General features: G+C 71.8%; 14 protein-coding genes. 6 read left to right on the top strand and 8 right to left on the bottom strand.

The window, feature by feature from the left end:
* Positions 1-4: 4 nt before the first annotated feature.
* Genes FH608_RS23315 through pgsA form a run of 3 tightly spaced genes read right to left on the bottom strand, consistent with a single transcriptional unit; the run spans position 5 to position 2,660 of the window.
* Positions 5-1,135 (bottom strand): glycosyltransferase family 4 protein, encoded by a 1,131-nt coding sequence (locus FH608_RS23315; RefSeq protein WP_139632679.1) that lies wholly within the window; start codon positions 1,133-1,135, stop codon positions 5-7.
* Positions 1,132-2,040 carry a phosphatidylinositol mannoside acyltransferase gene (locus tag FH608_RS23310; protein WP_139632678.1) on the bottom strand — a complete coding sequence of 303 codons (909 nt, stop codon included), beginning with the start codon at positions 2,038-2,040 and terminating at the stop codon, positions 1,132-1,134. Before FH608_RS23310 ends, FH608_RS23315 begins: the two co-directional genes overlap by 4 nt.
* Complete coding sequence (gene pgsA, locus FH608_RS23305) at positions 2,037-2,660, bottom strand: phosphatidylinositol phosphate synthase (protein ID WP_139632677.1); 624 nt, start codon at positions 2,658-2,660, stop codon at positions 2,037-2,039. The genes FH608_RS23310 and pgsA overlap by 4 nt, the downstream gene beginning before the upstream one ends.
* Before the next feature lie 234 nt (positions 2,661-2,894).
* Here pgsA and FH608_RS23300 point away from each other — a divergent pair, with 234 nt between their 5' ends.
* The 3 genes from FH608_RS23300 to FH608_RS23290 all read left to right on the top strand — a co-directional run bounded on the left by FH608_RS23300 (position 2,895) and on the right by FH608_RS23290 (position 8,997).
* Positions 2,895-5,036: an elongation factor G-like protein EF-G2 gene (locus FH608_RS23300; RefSeq protein WP_139632676.1), complete on the top strand. Its 2,142-nt coding sequence runs from the start codon at positions 2,895-2,897 to the stop codon at positions 5,034-5,036.
* A 130-nt stretch (positions 5,037-5,166) separates the two neighbouring features.
* Complete coding sequence (locus tag FH608_RS23295) at positions 5,167-6,738, top strand: glycoside hydrolase family 10 protein (RefSeq protein WP_139632675.1); 1,572 nt, start codon at positions 5,167-5,169, stop codon at positions 6,736-6,738.
* A 156-nt stretch (positions 6,739-6,894) separates the two neighbouring features.
* Complete coding sequence (locus FH608_RS23290; protein ID WP_193318574.1) at positions 6,895-8,997, top strand: hypothetical protein; 2,103 nt, start codon at positions 6,895-6,897, stop codon at positions 8,995-8,997.
* A 6-nt stretch (positions 8,998-9,003) separates the two neighbouring features.
* Here FH608_RS23290 and FH608_RS23285 read toward each other — a convergent pair whose 3' ends face one another.
* Entirely contained in the window at positions 9,004-9,534 is a 531-nt protein-coding gene (locus FH608_RS23285; protein WP_226899801.1) for an HIT family protein, read from the bottom strand.
* 72 nt (positions 9,535-9,606) lie between these two features.
* On the opposite strand from FH608_RS23285, the gene FH608_RS23280 reads away from it, so the two are divergent.
* Positions 9,607-10,329, top strand: coding sequence for a PIG-L deacetylase family protein (locus FH608_RS23280; RefSeq protein WP_193318573.1), 723 nt, complete (start codon positions 9,607-9,609; stop codon positions 10,327-10,329).
* A 132-nt stretch (positions 10,330-10,461) separates the two neighbouring features.
* Complete coding sequence (locus FH608_RS23275) at positions 10,462-11,313, top strand: phosphotransferase enzyme family protein (RefSeq protein ID WP_139632672.1); 852 nt, start codon at positions 10,462-10,464, stop codon at positions 11,311-11,313.
* A 372-nt stretch (positions 11,314-11,685) separates the two neighbouring features.
* On the opposite strand, the gene thrS is transcribed toward FH608_RS23275, so the two are convergent.
* Both thrS and FH608_RS23265 read right to left on the bottom strand, forming a co-directional pair.
* Complete coding sequence (thrS, locus tag FH608_RS23270; RefSeq protein ID WP_394367695.1) at positions 11,686-13,650, bottom strand: threonine--tRNA ligase; 1,965 nt, start codon at positions 13,648-13,650, stop codon at positions 11,686-11,688.
* Between the two features lie 209 nt (positions 13,651-13,859).
* The gene (locus FH608_RS23265; protein ID WP_139632671.1) at positions 13,860-14,774 is read right to left on the bottom strand and encodes a TIGR03564 family F420-dependent LLM class oxidoreductase; all 915 of its coding nucleotides are present in this window, start codon (positions 14,772-14,774) and stop codon (positions 13,860-13,862) included.
* 97 nt (positions 14,775-14,871) lie between these two features.
* Here FH608_RS23265 and pgm point away from each other — a divergent pair, with 97 nt between their 5' ends.
* Complete coding sequence (gene pgm, locus FH608_RS23260) at positions 14,872-16,503, top strand: phosphoglucomutase (alpha-D-glucose-1,6-bisphosphate-dependent) (protein ID WP_139632670.1); 1,632 nt, start codon at positions 14,872-14,874, stop codon at positions 16,501-16,503.
* Between the two features lie 57 nt (positions 16,504-16,560).
* Here pgm and FH608_RS23255 read toward each other — a convergent pair whose 3' ends face one another.
* A complete protein-coding gene (locus FH608_RS23255; protein WP_139632669.1) occupies positions 16,561-17,253 on the bottom strand; it encodes a DUF2786 domain-containing protein in 693 nt (230 codons plus the stop codon).
* A 42-nt stretch (positions 17,254-17,295) separates the two neighbouring features.
* Positions 17,296-18,534, bottom strand: coding sequence for a hypothetical protein (locus FH608_RS23250; RefSeq protein WP_139632668.1), 1,239 nt, complete (start codon positions 18,532-18,534; stop codon positions 17,296-17,298).
* Between the last annotated feature and the right edge of the window lie 93 nt (positions 18,535-18,627).

Raw genomic sequence — 18,627 nt, 5'->3', positions numbered from 1 at the left:
GGGGTCACAGGTCCTCCTCCACGCGCCCCGCGCCGACGGCGGTGACCGTCTCGTAGACGCGTACGACGTCGCGCGCCACCGTCGACCAGTCGTACTTGCGCACCGCCACCAGGGCCTCGGCGGCCAGCTTGGCCCGCCGCTCCGGCGCGTCGAGCAGCGCGGCGGCCTCGCGCGCCAGCGAGGCCGCGTCGCCGTTGGCGAACAGCGCGCCCGCCTGCCCGTCACCGAGCACCCTGCGGAAGGCCGGGATGTCGCTGGCCAGCACCGTCGCCCCGGAGGCCATGGCCTCGGCCAGCACGATGCCGAAGCTCTCGCCGCGGGTGTTGGGGGCGCAGAACACGTCCACCGAGTGGTACGCGCGGATCTTGTCGGCCTCGCTCACCATGCCCAGCACGTGCACCCGCTCGTGGAAGCGCTTGGGCACCCGCTCGTAGACGTCCTTGGCGTCGCCGGGGCCGGCGATGAGCAGCTTCACGTCCGGCCGCTCGGCCGCCAGCACCGCGAACGCGTCGAGCAGGATGGGCAGGCCCTTGCGCTCCTCGTCCATCCGCCCGAGGAAGCCGATCGTGGCGCCGTCGGGCCCCCAGCCGTCGAGCGGCTCGGCCTCGGTGTAGCGGGAGACGGTCACGCCGTTGGGGATCAGCACGGCGTCGCCGCCGAACTGCTCGACCAGGCTCTTGCGGGCCGCGTCGGAGACCGCGATGCGGCCCATCAGCTTCTCCAGCGCGCTGCGCAGCAGCGGCTCGGCCACCGCGATGGCCCGCGAGCGGGTGAACGAGGCGTGGAACGTGGCCACGATCGGCCCCTTGGCCGCCCAGCAGGCCAGCACCCCGAGGCTCGGGATCAGCGGCTCATGGATGTGCAGCACGTCGAACTCGCCCGTGCGCACCCACCGCCGCACCCGCGCGGCCGACAGGAAGCCGAACGACATCCTGGCCACCGACCCGTTGTACGGCACCGGCACCGCCCGGCCCGCGCCGGTCACGTAGGGGGGAAGGTCGTCGTCGTCGGCCGCCGGCGCGATCACCGACACGTCGTGCCCCTGCGCCAATAAGGCCTGGGCCAGGTCGTCGATGTGCTGCTTGACGCCGCCCGGCATGTCCCAGGAGTAGGGGCAGACGATGCCGATCCTCATCGCGAGAGGTCTTCCAGCCACAGGCGCTGCAACATGTGCCAGTCCTCCGGATGCTCGGAGATGCCCTTCTCGAAGACGTCGGCCAGCCCCTGCGCCAGGGCCGCGACCTTCTCCTGCCGGGTGCCCTCGGCGGGGACCGGCAGCTCCGCGTGGATGTGGATGCCCCAGTCGCGGCCCACGTTGTAGACGGTGGCCGGCAGCAGCGCGGCCCCGGTCTGCACGGCCAGCAGCGGCGGCCCCGCCGGCACCTTGGTGGCGGCGCCGAAGAAGCTCACCTCGACGCCGCTCTTGGTCAGGTCGCGCTCGGCGGGCAGGCACACCACGCCGCCCTTGCGCACGCGGGTGGCCAGCGTGCCGAAGTTGTGGCCGTCGCCGCCGGTGAGCGGCAGCACCTCCATGCCGAGCCCCTCGCGGAAGGCGACGTACCGGCGGAACAGCGACTCCGGCTTGAGCCGCTCGGCCACGGTCGTGAACGGGTGGCCCACGGCCACCAGCCACGCGCCCGCCTCGTCCCAGTTGCCCATGTGCGGCAGCGCCAGCACCACGCCCCTGCCGGCCGCCACGGTGTCGTGGATGTGCTCGGCCCCGATGACGTGGGTGCGGCGCACGATCTCGCCGGCGCTCATCGACGGCAGCCGGAAGATCTCGTGGAAGTAGCGGAAGTACGAGCGCATGCCGGCCCTGCTCAGCTCGCGCACCTCGGCGCTGCCCGCGTCGAGCCCGGTCACCCTGGCCAGGTTGGACTCCAGCCGGCGCACGGACCTGCCCCGCCTGCTCCAGACCCGGTCGGCCAGGAAGCGGAAGACCGCCGCCGTCGGGCGCTCGGGCAGCAGCGGCACGAGCTTCCAGCCCGCCGCGAAGCCCGCGGCCACGACGCGGTCGCCGAAAGAGGTGTTGTCCGTCATCTCTCCCTCGTCTGCCGGTAGACCTCCACCACCCGCTGCACCACGGTGATCACGCTGGCCGCCGCCAGCAGCCACATCCCCACGGCCAGCACGTACGGGACGCCGAGCCCCGCGAAGAACGCCGCGACCAGCGCCACGACCAGCCGCTCCGGCCGCTCGGCCAGCCCGACGTCGGCCGTCAGCCCGAGCCCCTCGGCCCTGGCCTTGGCGTAGGACACCACGGCGCCCGCGGTCAGGCAGACCGTCGTCACCGCGGCCATCAGCGTGTCGTCCACGGAGATGAAGTAGAAGATCAGCCCGGCGAAGATGGCCGCGTCGGCCACCCGGTCGAGCGTCGAGTCGAGGAACGCCCCCCAGGTCGAGCCGCCCTTGCCACCGAGCCTGGCCACCACGCCGTCGAGCAGGTCGAACAGCACGAACACGGTGATCGCCAGAGCGCCCCAGGTCAGGTGTCCCAAGGGGAAGAGGAGCAGGGCGGAGACCACCGTGCCGAGGGTGCCGATCGCCGTGACGGCGTTCGGGCCGATCCCGCGGCCGGCGAGTGCCCTGCCCAGCGGGGTGAGTATCCGGGTCATGGCCGGGCGCAGGAGTTTGAGCATCGCCGTCCGATCGTAGGCCATGAAACGCCTGACAACTTTCTTTGCCCCACCCCCCTTGTGATATCCGCCACAGGGGTATTTGGTGAACACACCGCGTCCATGCGGTTTCTGCCACCTTCCGCGCGGGTGCGGTCGGAGCGTCGTGCCTGCAACAGGAGCGTATCGACCTGCGAGGAGGGAAGACGACGGAGGGTAACGGCCCCGTAGCGACCGAAGGAGCCTCGGAACGCAGAGGCCAACATCAGGGAGGTCGATGTGGCAGAACGGAACACGGGCGGCGCCGCGGGAGCCGCGGGCAGGGCACCCGCGGCCGACAGGGCGGATGCGATACGCAATGTCGTGCTGGTCGGCCACTCAGGAGCGGGTAAGACGACCCTCGTCGAGCAGCTGCTGGCCGCGACGGGCACGATCCAGCGTCCAGGACGGGTCGAGGACGGCAACACGGTCAGCGACTTCGACGAGGTCGAGGTGCGCCAGCAGCGCTCGGTGAACCTCGCCGTCGCGCCACTGGTGCACAACGGTGTCAAGGTCAACCTGGTCGACACGCCCGGCTACGCCGACTTCGTGGGCGACCTGCGCGCGGGACTGCGCGCGGCGGACGCCGCGCTGTTCGTGGTGTCGGCCGCCGAGGGGATCGACGGGCTCACCCAGATGCTGTGGGAGGAGTGCGCCCAGGTCGGCATGCCGCGGGCGGTGGTGATCACCAAGATCGACCACCAGCGGGCCGACTTCGACGAGGTGCTCACGACCTGCCAGGCCGTCTTCGGCGACGGCGTCGCGCCCCTCTACCTCCCCGTCATCACCAACGGCCACGTGAACGGCCTGCTCGGGCTGCTGTCGCAGCGGTTCTACAACTACGCCACGGGCACGCGCACGGAGAACGAGCCGGGCGCCGGCTACGCGGAGCTGATCGAGGAGCGGCGCGGCGAGCTGATCGAGGGCATCATCCAGGAGAGCGAGGACGAGTCGCTCATGGAGCGCTACCTCGAGGGCGAGCCCATCGACACCAAGGTGCTCGTGGCCGACCTGGAGAAGGCCGTCGCGCGCGGCAGCTTCTACCCGGTGCTGTGCAGCGGGCTCGGCGTCGGCGCGGAAGAGCTGCTGGAGATCGTGACCCAGGGCTTCCCTTCGCCCCTCGAACACCCCATGCCGGAGATCACCGATCTGTCGGGCAAGCCGGTCAAGTACATCAAGTGCGACCCGGACGGCCCGCTCGTGGCCGAGGTGGTCAAGACCACCAGCGACCCGTACGTCGGCCGCATCAGCCTCGTCCGCGTCTTCTCCGGCACGCTGCGGCCCGACATGACCGTGCACGTGTCCGGCCACGGCCTGGCCGAGCGCGGGCACGAGGACCATGACGTCGACGAGCGCATCGGCACGCTGACCGGCCCGCTGGGCAAGCAGCAGCGCCCGGCCGCCAAGGGCGTCGCGGGCGACATCGTGGCGGTGGCCAAGCTGTCGCGGGCCGAGACCGGCGACACGCTGTCCGACGCCGACCATCCGCTGCTGATGACCGCCTGGGCGATGCCCGACCCGCTGCTGCCCGTGGCGATCAGGGCCAAGTCGAAGGCCGACGAGGACAAGCTGTCGCAGGCCCTCGGCAGGCTGGTGGCCGAGGACCCGACGCTGCGCCTGGAGAACAACGCCGAGACCAAGCAGCTCGTGCTGTGGTGCATGGGCGAGGCCCACACCGACGTGCTGCTCGACCGCCTGGCCAAGCGCTACGGCGTCGAGGTGGAGCGGATCGACCTGCGGGTGCCGCTGCGCGAGACGTTCGGCGGCAAATGCCAGGCGATGGGCCGCAACGTCAAGCAGACCGGCGGCCACGGCCAGTACGCGATCTGCCATCTGGAGGTCGAGCCGCTGCCGTCGGGCGCCGGGTTCGAGTTCGTGGACAAGATCGTCGGTGGCGTGGTGCCGCGGCAGTTCATCCCGTCGGTGGAGAAGGGCGTGCGGACCCAGATGGAGCGCGGCGTGGTGGCCGGCTACCCGATGGTGGACGTGCGCGTCACGCTGTACGACGGCAAGGCCCACTCCGTCGACTCCTCCGACATGGCCTTCCAGATCGCCGGGCAGCTCGCGCTGAAGGAGGCGGCGGCCAAGGTGCCGACGCTGCTGCTGGAGCCGGTCGACGAGCTGTCGGTGCTGGTGGCCGACGACTACGTGGGATCGGTGATGTCCGACCTGTCGTCGCGGCGCGGGCGCGTGCTCGGCACCGAGCCCGTCGGCACGGGCCGCACGCTGGTCAAGGCGGAGGTGCCCGAGCTGGAGATCACGCGGTACGCCATCGACCTGCGGTCCATGTCGCACGGCACCGGGACGTTCCAGCGGACCTTCCTGCGGTACGAGCCGCTCCCGCCGAACCTGGCGAGCAAGGTGGCCGCGCCCGCCGAGTGAGGGCGCGAAGGGAGCCGGGAGGGCGTTGCCCCTCCCGGCCCGCCCATGCTCTTTCATCACAAGAGCATCACGAGTCCATTCCGTTTTCTGTCCCGAGCATGCCGGGCCACCTGCCACACTGGGTGGCATTATGCGAACTGGACGCCCACTTCTGGCCGCCGCGGCCCTCGCGGTCGTCACCACCGCCACCGCCTACGTCCTCGGTCCCGGCGCCGGGCAGAGCCCCGCGGAGAGCGAGAAGCGGACCGCCCTCACCGCCGCTGACGATGCGGCCGCCGCCGCGTGCAAGGCCGACGCCCGCCATCCCAAGCGCGAGCTGCGCGGCGTGTGGATCGCCACGACGCAGAACATCGACTGGCCCTCCAAGCCGGGGCTGTCGCCCGCCCGGCAGCGGGCCGAGTACGTGAAGATCCTCGACGCGGCCGCCAAGCGCAACCTCAACGCGGTCTTCGTCCAGGTGCGCCCCGCCTCCGACGCGCTGTACAAGTCGTCGCTGGAGCCGTGGACGCAGTATCTGACGGGCAAGGCGGGCAAGGACCCCGGCTGGGACCCGCTGCCGTTCCTCGTCGACGAGGCGCACAAGCGGGGCATGGAGTTCCACGCCTGGTTCAACCCGTACCGCGCCTCCTACGGCGACAGCACCGCCAAGCTGCCCGCCGGCCACCCGGCGCGCAAGCACCCCGACTGGGTGGTCAAATACGGCGGCCGGCTCTACTACAACCCCGGGCTGCCCGCCGTGCGCCATCACGTGACCAAGGTCATCACCGACGTGGTGTCCCGCTACGACATCGACGGCGTCCACTTCGACGACTACTTCTACCCGTACCCGGTGGCGGGCCAGAAGTTCGACGACTCGGCGGCGTTCGCCAAGTACGGCCACGGCAAGAAGCTCGCCGCCTGGCGGCGCGCCAACGTCAACACGCTCGTGGCCGAGGTCGACAAGGCCGTCCACGCCACCAAGGACTACGTCAAGTTCGGCATCAGCCCGTTCGGGATCTGGCGCAACAAGTCGAACGACCCTTCCGGTTCCGACACCGCGGGCATGTCCGCGTACGACTCGATCTACGCGGACACGCGCGCCTGGATCAAGGCGGGCACCGTCGACTACGTGCTGCCCCAGCTCTACTGGCCGCGCGGCCACAAGCTGGCCGACTACAACACGCTGGTGTCCTGGTGGTCCGACGAGGTCAAGGGCACCGACGTGCAGCTCTACATCGGCCAGGGCCTCTACCGGGTGGGCGCCAAGGACGACCGCACCTGGCGCAAGCCCGGCGAGCTGGCCGCCGAGGTCCGGGTCAACCGCGAGCACAAGCAGGTGGACGGCGAGGTCTACTTCAGCGCCAAGAACCTGCTGGCCAACCCGCTCGGGTCGGTGGACCGCGTGGTCAAGGACCACTACGGACGTCCCGCCCTGCTGCCGCTGATGGAGGAGCGCGGCGGCACCGCGCCGCCACCGCCGTCCGGGGCCGAGGCCGCCGGCTCGCGGATCTCGTGGACGCCCTCGCGGGGGGCGCGGGCGTACGCGGTGTACGAGGTGCCGAAGTCGGGCAAGGACTGCTACCGCACGGACGCCCGCAACCTGGTGGCCGTCGTGACCAGCCCGTCGTTCACGGCCAGGTCGGAGGGCACCTACCTGATCACGGCGCTCGACCGGCTGGAGCACGAGAGCAAGGCGGTCAAGGTGAAGGTGGAGGCCGTCTGACCCGGTGACCTCCGCCGGACGCACGGGCACCCCGCCACACGGTCCGAAGCGCGCACGTGATACACGCGCGCCGTGAGAGGGTAGGCGGGTCTGGTGGCGCCGGACCATGACCTTGCTCGGCCGCGCCACGGAACCCTTCGAGCGGGAGGTCATCGGGTGAGGCGCGCGCTGGTCGTCCTGGCCGTGCTGATCGGTCAGGCGCTGATCGGTCAGGGGCTGTTCGCGGGGCCTGCCCAGGCGCGGGCCTCGGGGCAGGAGCCCGCGAGCCGGGTCGCGCTCATCGGCGTGCCCGGCCTGCACTGGAACGACATCACCCAGGCCGACGCCCCCAACCTGTGGGAGCTGGCCAGGTCGAGCGCGATCGGCTCGCTGTCCGTACGCGCCGTGGGCAGCGTGACCTGCCCCTACGACGGCTGGCTGACCGTCTCGGCGGGCACCAGGTCCGCGGTCGGCTACCGCTGCGGCGCTCCTCCCCTGCCCGAGCAGCGCGGCGCGGGCGCGGTCATCCCCGGCTACGGCTACCTCACGGACGTCGCCCGGCAACGAGGCGCCGGCACCCTCGGCGAGTCGCTCAAGGCGGCCGGGCAGTGCTCGATCGCGATCGGCCCCGGCGCCGCGCTGGCGCTGGCCGACCGGCAGGGCGCGGTCCCGCGCTACCACTCCTCGCCGCTCCAGGTCAGGACCGCCGACCTCGAACAGTGCCGCGTGATCGCCATGGACGTGGACGACCTCGTGCTCCCCTACCTGGCCGACGGCTCGCTGCCCAGGGTGCCCGACCGGCTCGGCCCCGCCGAGCGCCGCGACGCGCTGCGGATGGCCGACGCCAAGGCGGGCGCGCTGCTGTCGGTGCTGCCGCAGGGCACGACGGTGCTGCTGGCCGGGCTGTCCGACCACGGCTCGGTGCCCCACCTGCGGGTGGCCGCGATGCGCGAGCCCGGCGCGCAGGGCCACCTGCTGGGCGCGGCCTCCACCCAGCGCGAGGACATCTCCATCCTGCCCGACCTGACCGCCACCGTGCTGGCCAAGCTGGGCGTGCCGGTGCCGAGCACCGTGGTGGGCGTGCCGCTGCGGGTGGGAAGCGCCGGCGCCACCTTCGAGCGGCTCCAGCGCGCCGACGCCACCGCGCAGGCCATCCGCTCGGTCAAGGGCATCTACTTCACGGCCGTGGCGGTGCTCCAGGTGCTGTTCTACCTGGTCGCGTTCCTGCTGCTGCGCCGCCGCAAGGGCCTGTCCCCGGTCCGCCTCGCCGCCGTCGCGCTGGCCGCCCTGCCGGTCTCCAGCTATCTGGTCAACCTGCTGCCCTGGTCGAGCCTGCCGCAGCTGGTCGCCGGGGTGCTCGGCTGGGCGGCGGTGATCACGGGGGTGGCGTTCGCCGGGCCGTGGCGGCGCCGCCCGCTCGGGCCGCTGGCGGTGGTGGCCGGGCTCACCGCGCTGACGCTCGCCGGCGACCTGCTGACCGGCACGACATTGCAGCTCAACAGCGTGATGGGCTACAGCGCGGACGTCGGCGCCCGCTACTACGGCCTGGGCAACATCCCGTTCGCGCTGCTGGCCACCGGCACGCTGCTCGCCACCACGGCCATCGCGCACCGCTGGCCCGGCAAGGTGGGCCTGGCCGCGATCGTCCTGCTGGGCGCGTTCGCGATGGTGCTCGGCGGGTCGGGGATGGGCAGCGACTTCGGCGGCGTGATCGCGTTCGTGCCCGGCATCGCGGTGACCGCGCTGATCCTGGCGGGCAAGCGGGTCTCGCTGGTGAAGCTGGGCGCGTTCCTGGTGGCCGGCGGGGTGATCGTGATGACGTTCGCCTGGCTCAACTACCTGAGGCCGGCCAGCGAGCAGACGCACCTGGGCAGGTTCGTGGGGCAGGTGCTGAGCGGGGAGGCGTTCGACATCATCCTGCGCAAGCTGCAGGCCATGCTGTCCACGCTGCTCAGCCCCAACCTCATGCCGATCGTGATCGCCGCCGCCGCGTTCCTCGTGTACGCGATCCTGCGGCCCGACCAGGCGTCGGCCGGCGTGGTGCCGGCCGCCTTCGAGCACTCCCCCGCGCTGCGCGCCGGGCTGATCGGCACGCTGGTCAGCGGCGTGGTGGGCATGCTGGTCAACGACTCGGGCGCGGCCGTGCTGTCCATGGCGCTGGCGCTGGCCGTGCCGCTGCTGCTGGCCACCGGCATCGGCGCGCTGCCGCGCGACCGCGAACGCGACCGGGAGCCGGTCGTCGGCCCGGTGGCCGACTTAACGGCCGCCACGACCAAGTGACGCCGGTCAGTCCCACGCCTCGGCGATGAGCCGGCGGGTGTCGCGCAGCAGCTGCGGCAGCACCTTGGTCTGCGCCACGACCGGCATGAAGTTCGTGTCGCCGCCCCACCGGGGCACCACGTGCTGGTGCAGGTGGGCGGCGATGCCCGCGCCGGCGACGTCACCGAGGTTCATGCCGACGTTGAAGCCCTGCGCCCCGCTGGCCTTGCGCAGCGCGCGCAGCGACTTCTGCGTGAACTCCCCCAGCTCGACCAGCTCGGCCGCCACCAGCTCGTCGTAGTCGGACACGTGCCGGTAGGGGACCACCATCAGGTGGCCCGAGTTGTAGGGGTAGAGGTTGAGCACGGCGTAGACCGTCTCGCCCCTGGCGACGATCAGGCCGTCCTCGTCACTCATCTTGGGGATCGCGTCGAACGGGCAGCCGTCCTCGGGGCCCGTGCCCGTCGGCTTGTTCTCGCCCTTGATGTACGCCATGCGATGCGGGGTCCACAGACGTCCGAAGTTGTCGGGGGCCCCTGCCCCTGCCTGATCGTGCATATCTAGCAGCATAGGACCACCGGAGCCGGGGCTCTCGCGGCACGGTCCAGGAGCGGCCCTATGGTGGGGGACATGACGGATCAACTCGCCCCCATGCCCGGCGACTGGCAGCGCGCGCTGGCCATCGTCGCCCACCCCGACGATCTCGAGTACGGCTGCGCCTCCGCCGTGGCGGCCTGGACCGACGAGGGCCGCGAGGTCACGTACCTCCTCGTCACCCGGGGCGAGGCGGGCATCGACACGCTCGCGCCGGCCGAGTCCGCGGCGGTGCGCGAGCGGGAGGAGCGGGCCAGCGCGGCCGTCGTCGGGGTGACGCGCGTGGAGTTCCTCGACCACCTCGACGGAGTGATCGAGTACGGCCCGGCGCTGCGGAAGGACCTCGCCGCCGCCATCCGCAGGCACCGGCCCGAGCTGCTGATCACCTTGAACCCGGACGACACGTGGGGAGGGACGTACTGGAACACCCCCGACCACCGGGCCGTCGGCCGGGCCGTCCTGGACGCCGCCGGAGACGCCGGAAATCGATGGATATTTCCTGATACGGAGGCCGAGCCCTGGAACGGCGTCCGCTGGGTCGCCGTCTCGGGCAGCGACTCCCCCACCCACGCCGTGGACGTCACCGCCACCCTGGAGCGCGGGGTGCGGTCCCTGCTGGAGCACCGGGCGTACATCGAGGCCCTGACGACCAAGGACCCCGAGACGTACGCCCGCGAGCTCATCGAGGGCTTCGCCCACCAGGAGGCGCCACGCTTCGGCGGCCGCCCGTCCGTGACGTTCCGGCTCTACCCCCGCTAGACCCAGTGACCCCCTTGGTAGGGTGCCGAGGTCGGTATGGCGCCGGGACCGGTCGGGTGCCGGGGCCATTCAGGCGCCGGGGCGGCGCCGCCTGGAGGGTGCGGCGGCGCGCGAGCGAGGAGGCAGGGGACCATGCAGGCGTCAGAGGCCTCACGCGCGATGGCCGTGGCCATGTCGACCGCCGCATCGCTCGGCCTGACAGCCGACGACGCGATCGTCCTTCACGACTCGAACAAGCTCACCCTGCGCCTGCTGCCGTGTGACGTCCTGGCCCGGGTGGCGCCTGTGGCGTATCAGGTGGCGGAGTTCGAGCTCGATCTGGCGCGGCGGCTCGCCGGAGCCGGGAGCCCTGTGGCCGTTCCCGATCCGCGGGTGGAGCCACGGGTCCATGAGCGTGACGGCTTCGTGGTCACGCTGTGGACCTATTACGAGCCGGTGGCGCAGGATGAGCTCTCACCGGTCGCCTTCGCCGGCGCGCTCGGGCGGCTGCATGCCGGCATGCGCACGCTCGATGTCCCGACGCCGCACTTCACGGATCGGATCGAAGATGCCCAACAGCTCGTGGCGAGCCGCGACCGCACGCCGGAACTCGCGGACGCGGACCGGCGGCTCCTCGACGACACGCTGCGGAACCTGAGGCGGGCCGTCTGCGAGCGCGGCGCCGCCGAGCAGCTGCTGCACGGCGAGCCGCACCCGGGCAACGTGCTCGCCACGAAGGACGGGCCGCTGTTCATCGACCTGGAGACGTGCTGCCGTGGGCCTGTCGAGTTCGACCTCGCCCATGCGCCCGACGAGGCGGGCGAGCACTATCCGGGGGTCGACCAGCGCTTGCTGCGCGAGTGCCGGATCCTCGTGCTGGCGATGATCACGGCGTGGCGCTGGGACAGAGCCGACCAGTTCCCCGACGGGCGCCGGCTGGGCACGGAGTGGCTCGGCCAGATCCGGGCAGCGCTCGGCCGCGACGGCCTGAACGCCCTCGGCTGATCGCAGGCCCAGCCCCACCGCGCCGCCGAAGCTGGAATGCCGAGCGGTCACTCAAGACACCAGACGTCCATACTGGGCGTTCGCTCCCGGCACCGGGACATCCACGCCGACCGGTCACGCGGTTAGGCGCCGGACGTTCCACGCCAAGCATCCACGCGGAGAGGGCCGGACGTTCCACGCCGACCGGTCACGCGGCTAGGCCGCACATCCCACGCCCAGCAGTCACGCCGGGAGGCCCGACGTCCCACGCCGAGCGGTCGCTCAGGCGTGGGACGGAGACATGGCCGACTCGACCGCGGCGAAGCCGCACCGGCGGTGGAGCGGCCCGACGCGAGCGGCCCCGGCCCGTGGGGTCCGCCGGTCGGGGTGCGGTCACACCTGGACGCGGCGCTCCACGGCGCTGACGATCTCGGCGACGGCGTCCTCGATCGGCACGCCGTTCTTCTGCTCCCCGCTGCGGTAACGGAACGACACGGCGCCGTTGGCGATGTCGTCGTCGCCGGCCAGCAGCATGTAGGGGATCTTGGCCTTCTGCGCGTTGCGGATCTTCTTCTGCATCCGGTCGTCGGAGGCGTCCACCTCGATCCGGATGCCGCGCTCGCGCAGCTTCTTCGCCACGTCCTGCAGATAGGGCACGTGCGCGTCGGCGATCGGGATGCCCGTCACCTGGACCGGCGCCAGCCAGGGCGGGAAGGCGCCCGCGTAGTGCTCGGTGAGCACGCCGAGGAACCGCTCGACGGAGCCGAACAGCGCCCGGTGGATCATGACCGGGGTCTGCCTGCTGCCGTCGGCCGCCTGGTATTCGAGCCCGAACCGCTTGGGCTGGTTGAGGTCGAGCTGGATGGTGGACAGCTGCCAGGTGCGGCCGATCGCGTCCTTGGCCTGCACGGAGATCTTCGGACCGTAGAAGGCCGCGCCGCCCGGGTCGTCGACGAGCTCCAGCCCCGACTCGGTGGCCACCTGGTGCAGCGCCCGCGTGGCCTCCTCCCACTCGGCGGGGTCGCCGATGAACTTGTCGGAGTCGTCGCGGGTGGACAGCTCGAGGTAGAAGTCGGTCAGGCCGAAGTCGCGCAGCACGCTGAGCACGAATCTCAGCAGAGACTTGATCTCATCGGCCATCTGCTCCCTGGTGGTGTAGATGTGCGCGTCGTCCTGCGTCATGCCGCGCACCCGGGTCAGCCCGTGGACCACCCCGGACTTCTCGTAGCGGTAGACCGAGCCGAACTCGCACAGCCGCAGCGGCAGCTCGCGGTAGGACCGCCCGCGCGCCCTGAAGATCAGGTTGTGCATCGGGCAGTTCATCGGCTTGACGCGGTATTCGACGCCCTCCAGCTCGAAGGGCGGGAACATGTCGTCGGCGTACCAGGGAAGGTGGCCGGAGGTCTCGAACAGCGCCGACTTGGTGATGTGCGGGGTGTTGACGAACTCGTAGCCCGCCTCGGCCTGCCGCCGGCGCATGTAGTCTTCCATCTCCTTGCGGATGATCCCGCCCTTGGGATGGAAGATGGGCAGGCCGCTGCCCAGCTCCGGTGGGAAGCTGAACAGGTCGAGCTCCGCGCCCAGCTTGCGGTGGTCGCGCTTCTCGGCCTCCTCCAGTAGCTTGAGGTATTCGTCCTGTTTGTCGCGGGACTCCCAGGCCGTGCCGTAGATGCGCTGGAGCTGCGGGTTCTTCTCGCTGCCGCGCCAGTAGGCGCCGCCCGAGCGCATGATCTTGAACGCCGGGATCGCGCGGGTGGACGGCACGTGCGGGCCGCGGCACAGGTCCTTCCAGCACAGCTCGCCCGTCTTGGGGTCGAGGTTGTCGTAGATGGTCAGCTGCCCGGCGCCGACCTCGACGGACTCCTCGTCGGCGGCGCCGCCCTTGAGCCCGATCAGCTCCAGCTTGTACGGCTCCGCCGCCAGCTCCGCGCGGGCGTCCTCGTCGGAGACGGGCCGGCGGGAGAACAGCTGCCCCTGCTTGACGATCTCCCGCATGCGCTTCTCGACGCGCTTGAGATCGTCGGGGTGGAACGCCTGCTCGACGTCGAAGTCGTAGTAGAAGCCGTTTTCCACGGGCGGGCCGATGCCCAGCCTGGCCTCGGGGAACAGCTCCTGGACCGCCTGCGCCATGACGTGGGCGGTGGAGTGGCGGACGATGGCCCGGCCGTCCTCGCTGGCGATCTCGATCGGCTCGACCAGGTCGCCATCGGACAGCGGGTGGGCCAGGTCGCGCGGCTCGCCGTTGACCCTGGCCGCGATGACCGTGCGGCCGTCGGCGTCGAGCGCCTCCCCGGCCGTCGTGCCCGCCGCCACCACACGCTCGGCTCCGGCGAGGGTGATGCGTAGCTGGGCTGACACGGTGACTCCCTTGGATCGCGCCCCGGCGCTCGGCACCGGCGCTGCTTCGATGGTGAACACCGATGCTATCGCGGGTGAAACCCCGGCTTGGTCAGCCGCCGCCCGCTCGCGCCGGATCGGCCCCCACCCGCGCGGGCCCGCCGCGCCGCCCGGCCCGCCACCGAACCCACCACCAGGCCCGCCATCGAGCCCACCACCCAGCCCGCAGCTCAGCCCTTCGCCGCGCTGATGAGCAGGCTCCGCGTGCGCTCCTTGCCGGAGAACACCGCGCCCACGAAGTCCGTCACACCCGCCTGCCGCAGCTCGTCCAGCCTGGCCAGCACCGCGGCCTCGTCGCCGATGATCGCGACGTCGCCCGGGGTGGCCGCGCCCTCCCTGTCGAGCATCGCGCGGTAGGAGGGCAGCTGCCCGTACACCTCGTAGACCTGGTTCGCGCGTTCGAGGGCGGCGGCCGGGTCGTCGGTGACGCAGATCGGCAGCGCGCAGACGATCCGCGGCGCCTCGCGGCCGGCCTCGGCGGCGGCCGCCGTGATGGTGGGCGCGACGTGCCGGGCGACCGTCTTGGGGCCGGTCATCCACAGGACGGTGCCGTCGGCCACGGTGCCCGCCAGCTTGAGCATGCGCGGCCCGAGCGCGGCCACCAGCACCGGGAAGCCCGCTCCCGGCGTGGAGAGCCGCAGGTTGACCTTGAGCGTCTCGCCCGCGTACTCGACGTGCTCGCCCCTGCTGGCCGGGAGGAGGACGTCGAGATATTCCTTCATGTGCCGGTACGGGCGCTCGAAGCTCTGGCCGTACATGCCCTCGATGACCAGCTGGTGAGACAGGCCGACGCCGAGCGCGAGGCGTCCGCCGAGCGCGGCGTTGGCGGTCATGGCCTGCTGGGCGAGGGCGGCCGGGTGGCGCGGGTAGGTCGGGACGACGGCGGTGCCCAGCTCGATGCCCGGCTCTCGCGGGCCGGAGACCTGGGAGCCGGCGGCGGCCAGGGCGGTGAGGGCGTCGAGCCCGAAGATGTTCGAGAGCCAGGCGGAGGTGAAGCCGTCGTCGGCCGCCTGGGCGATCTGGTCGCGCAGCCCGCCGATCGGATCGGGCCCCTTCGGCTCTGTCAGGTAATATCCGAATCGCATCGAACAGAACTCCGTTCTAGTGGCTGACGCGACTGTATCTTCCCACGCCGACGCGCGATCATCCGCCGGCCGGAGCCGCGTTTGTAAAGTGGGCTTCATGACGCACGAACGCGCAGGACAGCCCGCTCAGCCCGCCGACCTCGTCGACGTCGCCAGGCTCGTGACGTCCTACTACGCCCTGCATCCCGATCCCGGCGACGCGGGGCAGCGGGTGGCGTTCGGCACGTCGGGACACCGGGGCTCGTCACTGCGGACGGCGTTCAACGAGGACCACATCCTGGCGACGACGCAGGCCATCTGCGAATACCGGCGCTCCAAGGGCACCGACGGGCCGCTGTTCCTCGGCATCGACACGCACGCGCTGTCGGAGCCGGCGCGGGTCTCGGCGCTGGAGGTGCTGGTCGCCAACGGGGTCGAGGTGCTGATCGACACGCGCGACGGCTACACGCCGACCCCGTCCGTCTCGCACGCCATCCTGCGGCACAACCGGGGCCGCACCAGCGCGCTCGCCGACGGCATCGTGATCACGCCGTCGCACAACCCGCCGGGCGACGGCGGGTTCAAGTACAACCCGCCGCACGGCGGTCCCGCCGACACCGACGCCACCACGTGGATCCAGGACCGCGCCAACCGGCTGCTGGCGAGCGGGCTGGAGAGCGTGCTGCGGGTCTCGTACGCCAAGGCGCTGGGCGGGGTGGGGCGTTACGACTTCCTCGGGACGTACGTGGACGACCTGCCCTCCATGCTCGACCTGGACGCGATCCGGGCGGCCGGGGTGCGCATCGGGGCCGATCCGCTGGGCGGCGCGAGCGTGGCCTACTGGGGGGAGATCGCCGAGCGGCACCGGCTCGACCTGACCGTGGTCAACCCGCTGGTCGATCCGACGTGGCGGTTCATGACGCTCGACTGGGACGGCAAGATCCGGATGGACTGCTCGTCGCCGTACGCGATGGCCTCGCTCATCGAAAACCGGGATAAATACGATATTTCCACCGGCAATGACGCCGACGCCGACCGGCACGGCATCGTCACCCCCGACGGCGGCCTGCTCAACCCCAACCACTACCTCGCCGTCGCCGTCTCCTACCTCTACGCGCACCGCGACGGCTGGCCCGCCGACGCCGGGGTGGGCAAGACCATGGTCAGCAGCCGGATCATCGACCGCGTCGCGGCCTCCCTGCAGCGGCGGCTCTACGAGGTCCCGGTCGGGTTCAAGTGGTTCGTCCCGGGGCTGCTGGACGGGTCGCTGGGGTTCGGGGGCGAGGAGAGCGCCGGGGCGTCCTTCCTGCGGCGCGACGGGTCCGTGTGGTCCACCGACAAGGACGGGATCATCCTGGCCCTGCTGGCGTCGGAGATCCTGGCCGTGACGGGTAAGTCGCCGAGCGCGCACTACCGGGAACTGGTCGGGCGGTTCGGCGAGCCCGCGTACGCCCGGGTGGACGCCCCGGCGACGCGCGAGGAGAAGGCGGTGCTCGGGAAGCTGTCGGCCAAGCAGGTGACGGCGTCGTCGCTGGCGGGCGAGCCGATCACGGCCGTGCAGACCGCCGCGCCCGGCAACGGGGCGGAACTGGGCGGGGTGAAGGTCTCGACGGAGAACGCCTGGTTCGCGGCCCGGCCGTCGGGGACGGAGGACGTCTACAAGATCTACGCCGAGTCGTTCCGCGGCGCCGACCACCTGGCCAAGGTCCAGGAGGAGGCCCGCTCCCTCGTCTCGGCCGCGCTCGGCTGACCCGCCCCGCCGGTCGGCGGCGGTCGTCTCCGGCGGGGGCGGCTCACGGCGGCGGCTTCAGGCGGAGGGCAGTTCGGGCGCGGTGGCGGTGGTCATCCCCGTACGGCCGAGGTCGGCGCGGCGGCCGGCCGCCACCCCGTCGCGGTAGCCCGTGCCGCTCGTCCTCGGCACGCTGACCCGGATGTCCGGGTAGTGGGCCGCCACCGCCCGCTCGACCTCGGCCCGGCGGTCGGCCAGCACCAGCGCGGCGCCCGTACTCGCCTTCTCGGCCCGTGACTCGGCCGCGCACAGCAGCCGGTACACCTCGTCCGTGAAGCCCAGCAGCCACGACCGCCGGTAGGCCCGCACGGCGCTCACGCCGTCGGGCACCTCCACGTGCGCCAGCCCGGACGCCATCTGCAACAGCAACGACGTGGCCAGCAGGTCGGCCCGCTCCAGGTCGGCCGCGAACCCGAACACGTGCACCCGCTGGCCGCCCTCCTCCCCCCGCCCGACGAGCAGGGGACGGCAGCGCACCGCCTGCGCGACCAGGCTGACGAGGCGGGCCTTCTCCCTGGCCCACGGGGCGGGCAGGGTGACGATCCGGTCGCCGGGCGTCTGCCGGGTGCCCGCCGGGGGAAGCGAGTCGATGCCGTGCTTGGCCATCAGCGCCGACGCGGCGGCCATGAACGTCGCCCGCTCGTGCTCGTTGTCGGTGCGTTCGGCCTTGGCCAGGAGTTTCCTGACACGTTCGAGCGTGCGCTCCCGCAAGCGTGCTCCCCCTACGACCCCGGCCGGCCGCCCGCCGGCCGGCTACGACTTGGTCAGGACCCTCCCGTCGTCCGCGATGGCGGGGAAGGCGCCCGTGTCGACGATGCCGTGCTGCTGGTACAGCGCCTCGATGAGGGCGTGCGCCTGCGGCTCCAGCTTCCACAGGGCACGATACTCGCGCGCCGTGGCCAGCGAGATGCCGATCTCCTGGGCGATGTCCACCGTACGGGGCACGATGCCCTTGGCGATCTGGCGGTCCCAGAACGCGCGGGCCTGGCGCATGAGGGCGGCCCGCTGGGCGGTGTCGACGACCTGCGGGGTGGTGTCGAGCACCTCGATGTCCTCGTCCTCGTCCTCGACGAGTTCGGCCAGCGCGGGCGGGAGCGCCGGGCGGGCGGGCACGGGGTGGTGGTCGGCCTCGGGCTCCCACGGGACGCGCGGGTCGGCGTCGATGAGGGCGGAGGTGTTGTAGAGGGCGGCGATCTGGGCCAGCAGCGCCTCCTGGCGGGCCTGGTCGACGGCCAGCCCGGTGTGCTCGACGGCCTGGTCCATGGCCTTGTCGAGCTTGGCCAGCGCGGCGCGCATCTTGCGCTCGGACGCGCCGCCCTCGCGCAGCGCCTTGGCCTTCTTGGCGGCCAGCGCGACGCGGGTCAGCCTGCGGTGGGCGTCGACCTCGCTCGCCGTACGGTCGCTGACCTCGGCCAGGCCCATCCTGACCAGCAGCCGCTCGGGCGTCAGCCGCCAGTTGATCCGGCCGGTGCCGCGGATGCGGTGGCGCTCGATGGCCATGCCGCGCTCCCACAGCCAGGCGGCCACCAGCGGCGCGGCCAGCCTGAACACCGCCTCGGGCAGACTGCGCGCGTCCATGCTGGACAGCACGGCGGTCAGGCAGGTCAGCGCCCACACGGCGATGCCGTCGATCCCGGCGGAGAAGTTCTCGCGCATGTTGCGGCGGGCGCGTACCGCGCTCGTGATGATCGCGACCTCGATGAACGCGAACAGCAGCAACCTCAGCGGGCCGTCCAGGCCGAGCACGTCTCCGGAGAAGCGCCACATGCCCTGCGCGGACACGCCGGTGGCGATCGACGCGGCCACGATGGTCAGCACGTCCTCGATGGGACGGGGGGCGACGTATCGCGCGAACAACCAGGCGACGGCGCGCCAGGCGACCCTGAGCACCAGGAACGCCAGCGCCAGCCCCGCCAGGGTCAGGAGGGCGATGACGGCGGTGGCGAGGGGCTTCTCGCTGACGAAGGCTGCTATTTCCTCAAATGTCGGCATCAGTCACTATCCGTAGAGGCTCATATCTCCGGCTCTATGCGACGAGATCATCGCAGAATGTCGCCATCTTGTACGCCAAACGACATCTGCCGT

Source organism: Nonomuraea phyllanthi (assembly GCF_006334985.2).
Lineage (GTDB): Bacteria > Actinomycetota > Actinomycetes > Streptosporangiales > Streptosporangiaceae > Nonomuraea > Nonomuraea phyllanthi.
This window is presented reverse-complemented; position numbering and strand designations above follow the sequence as displayed.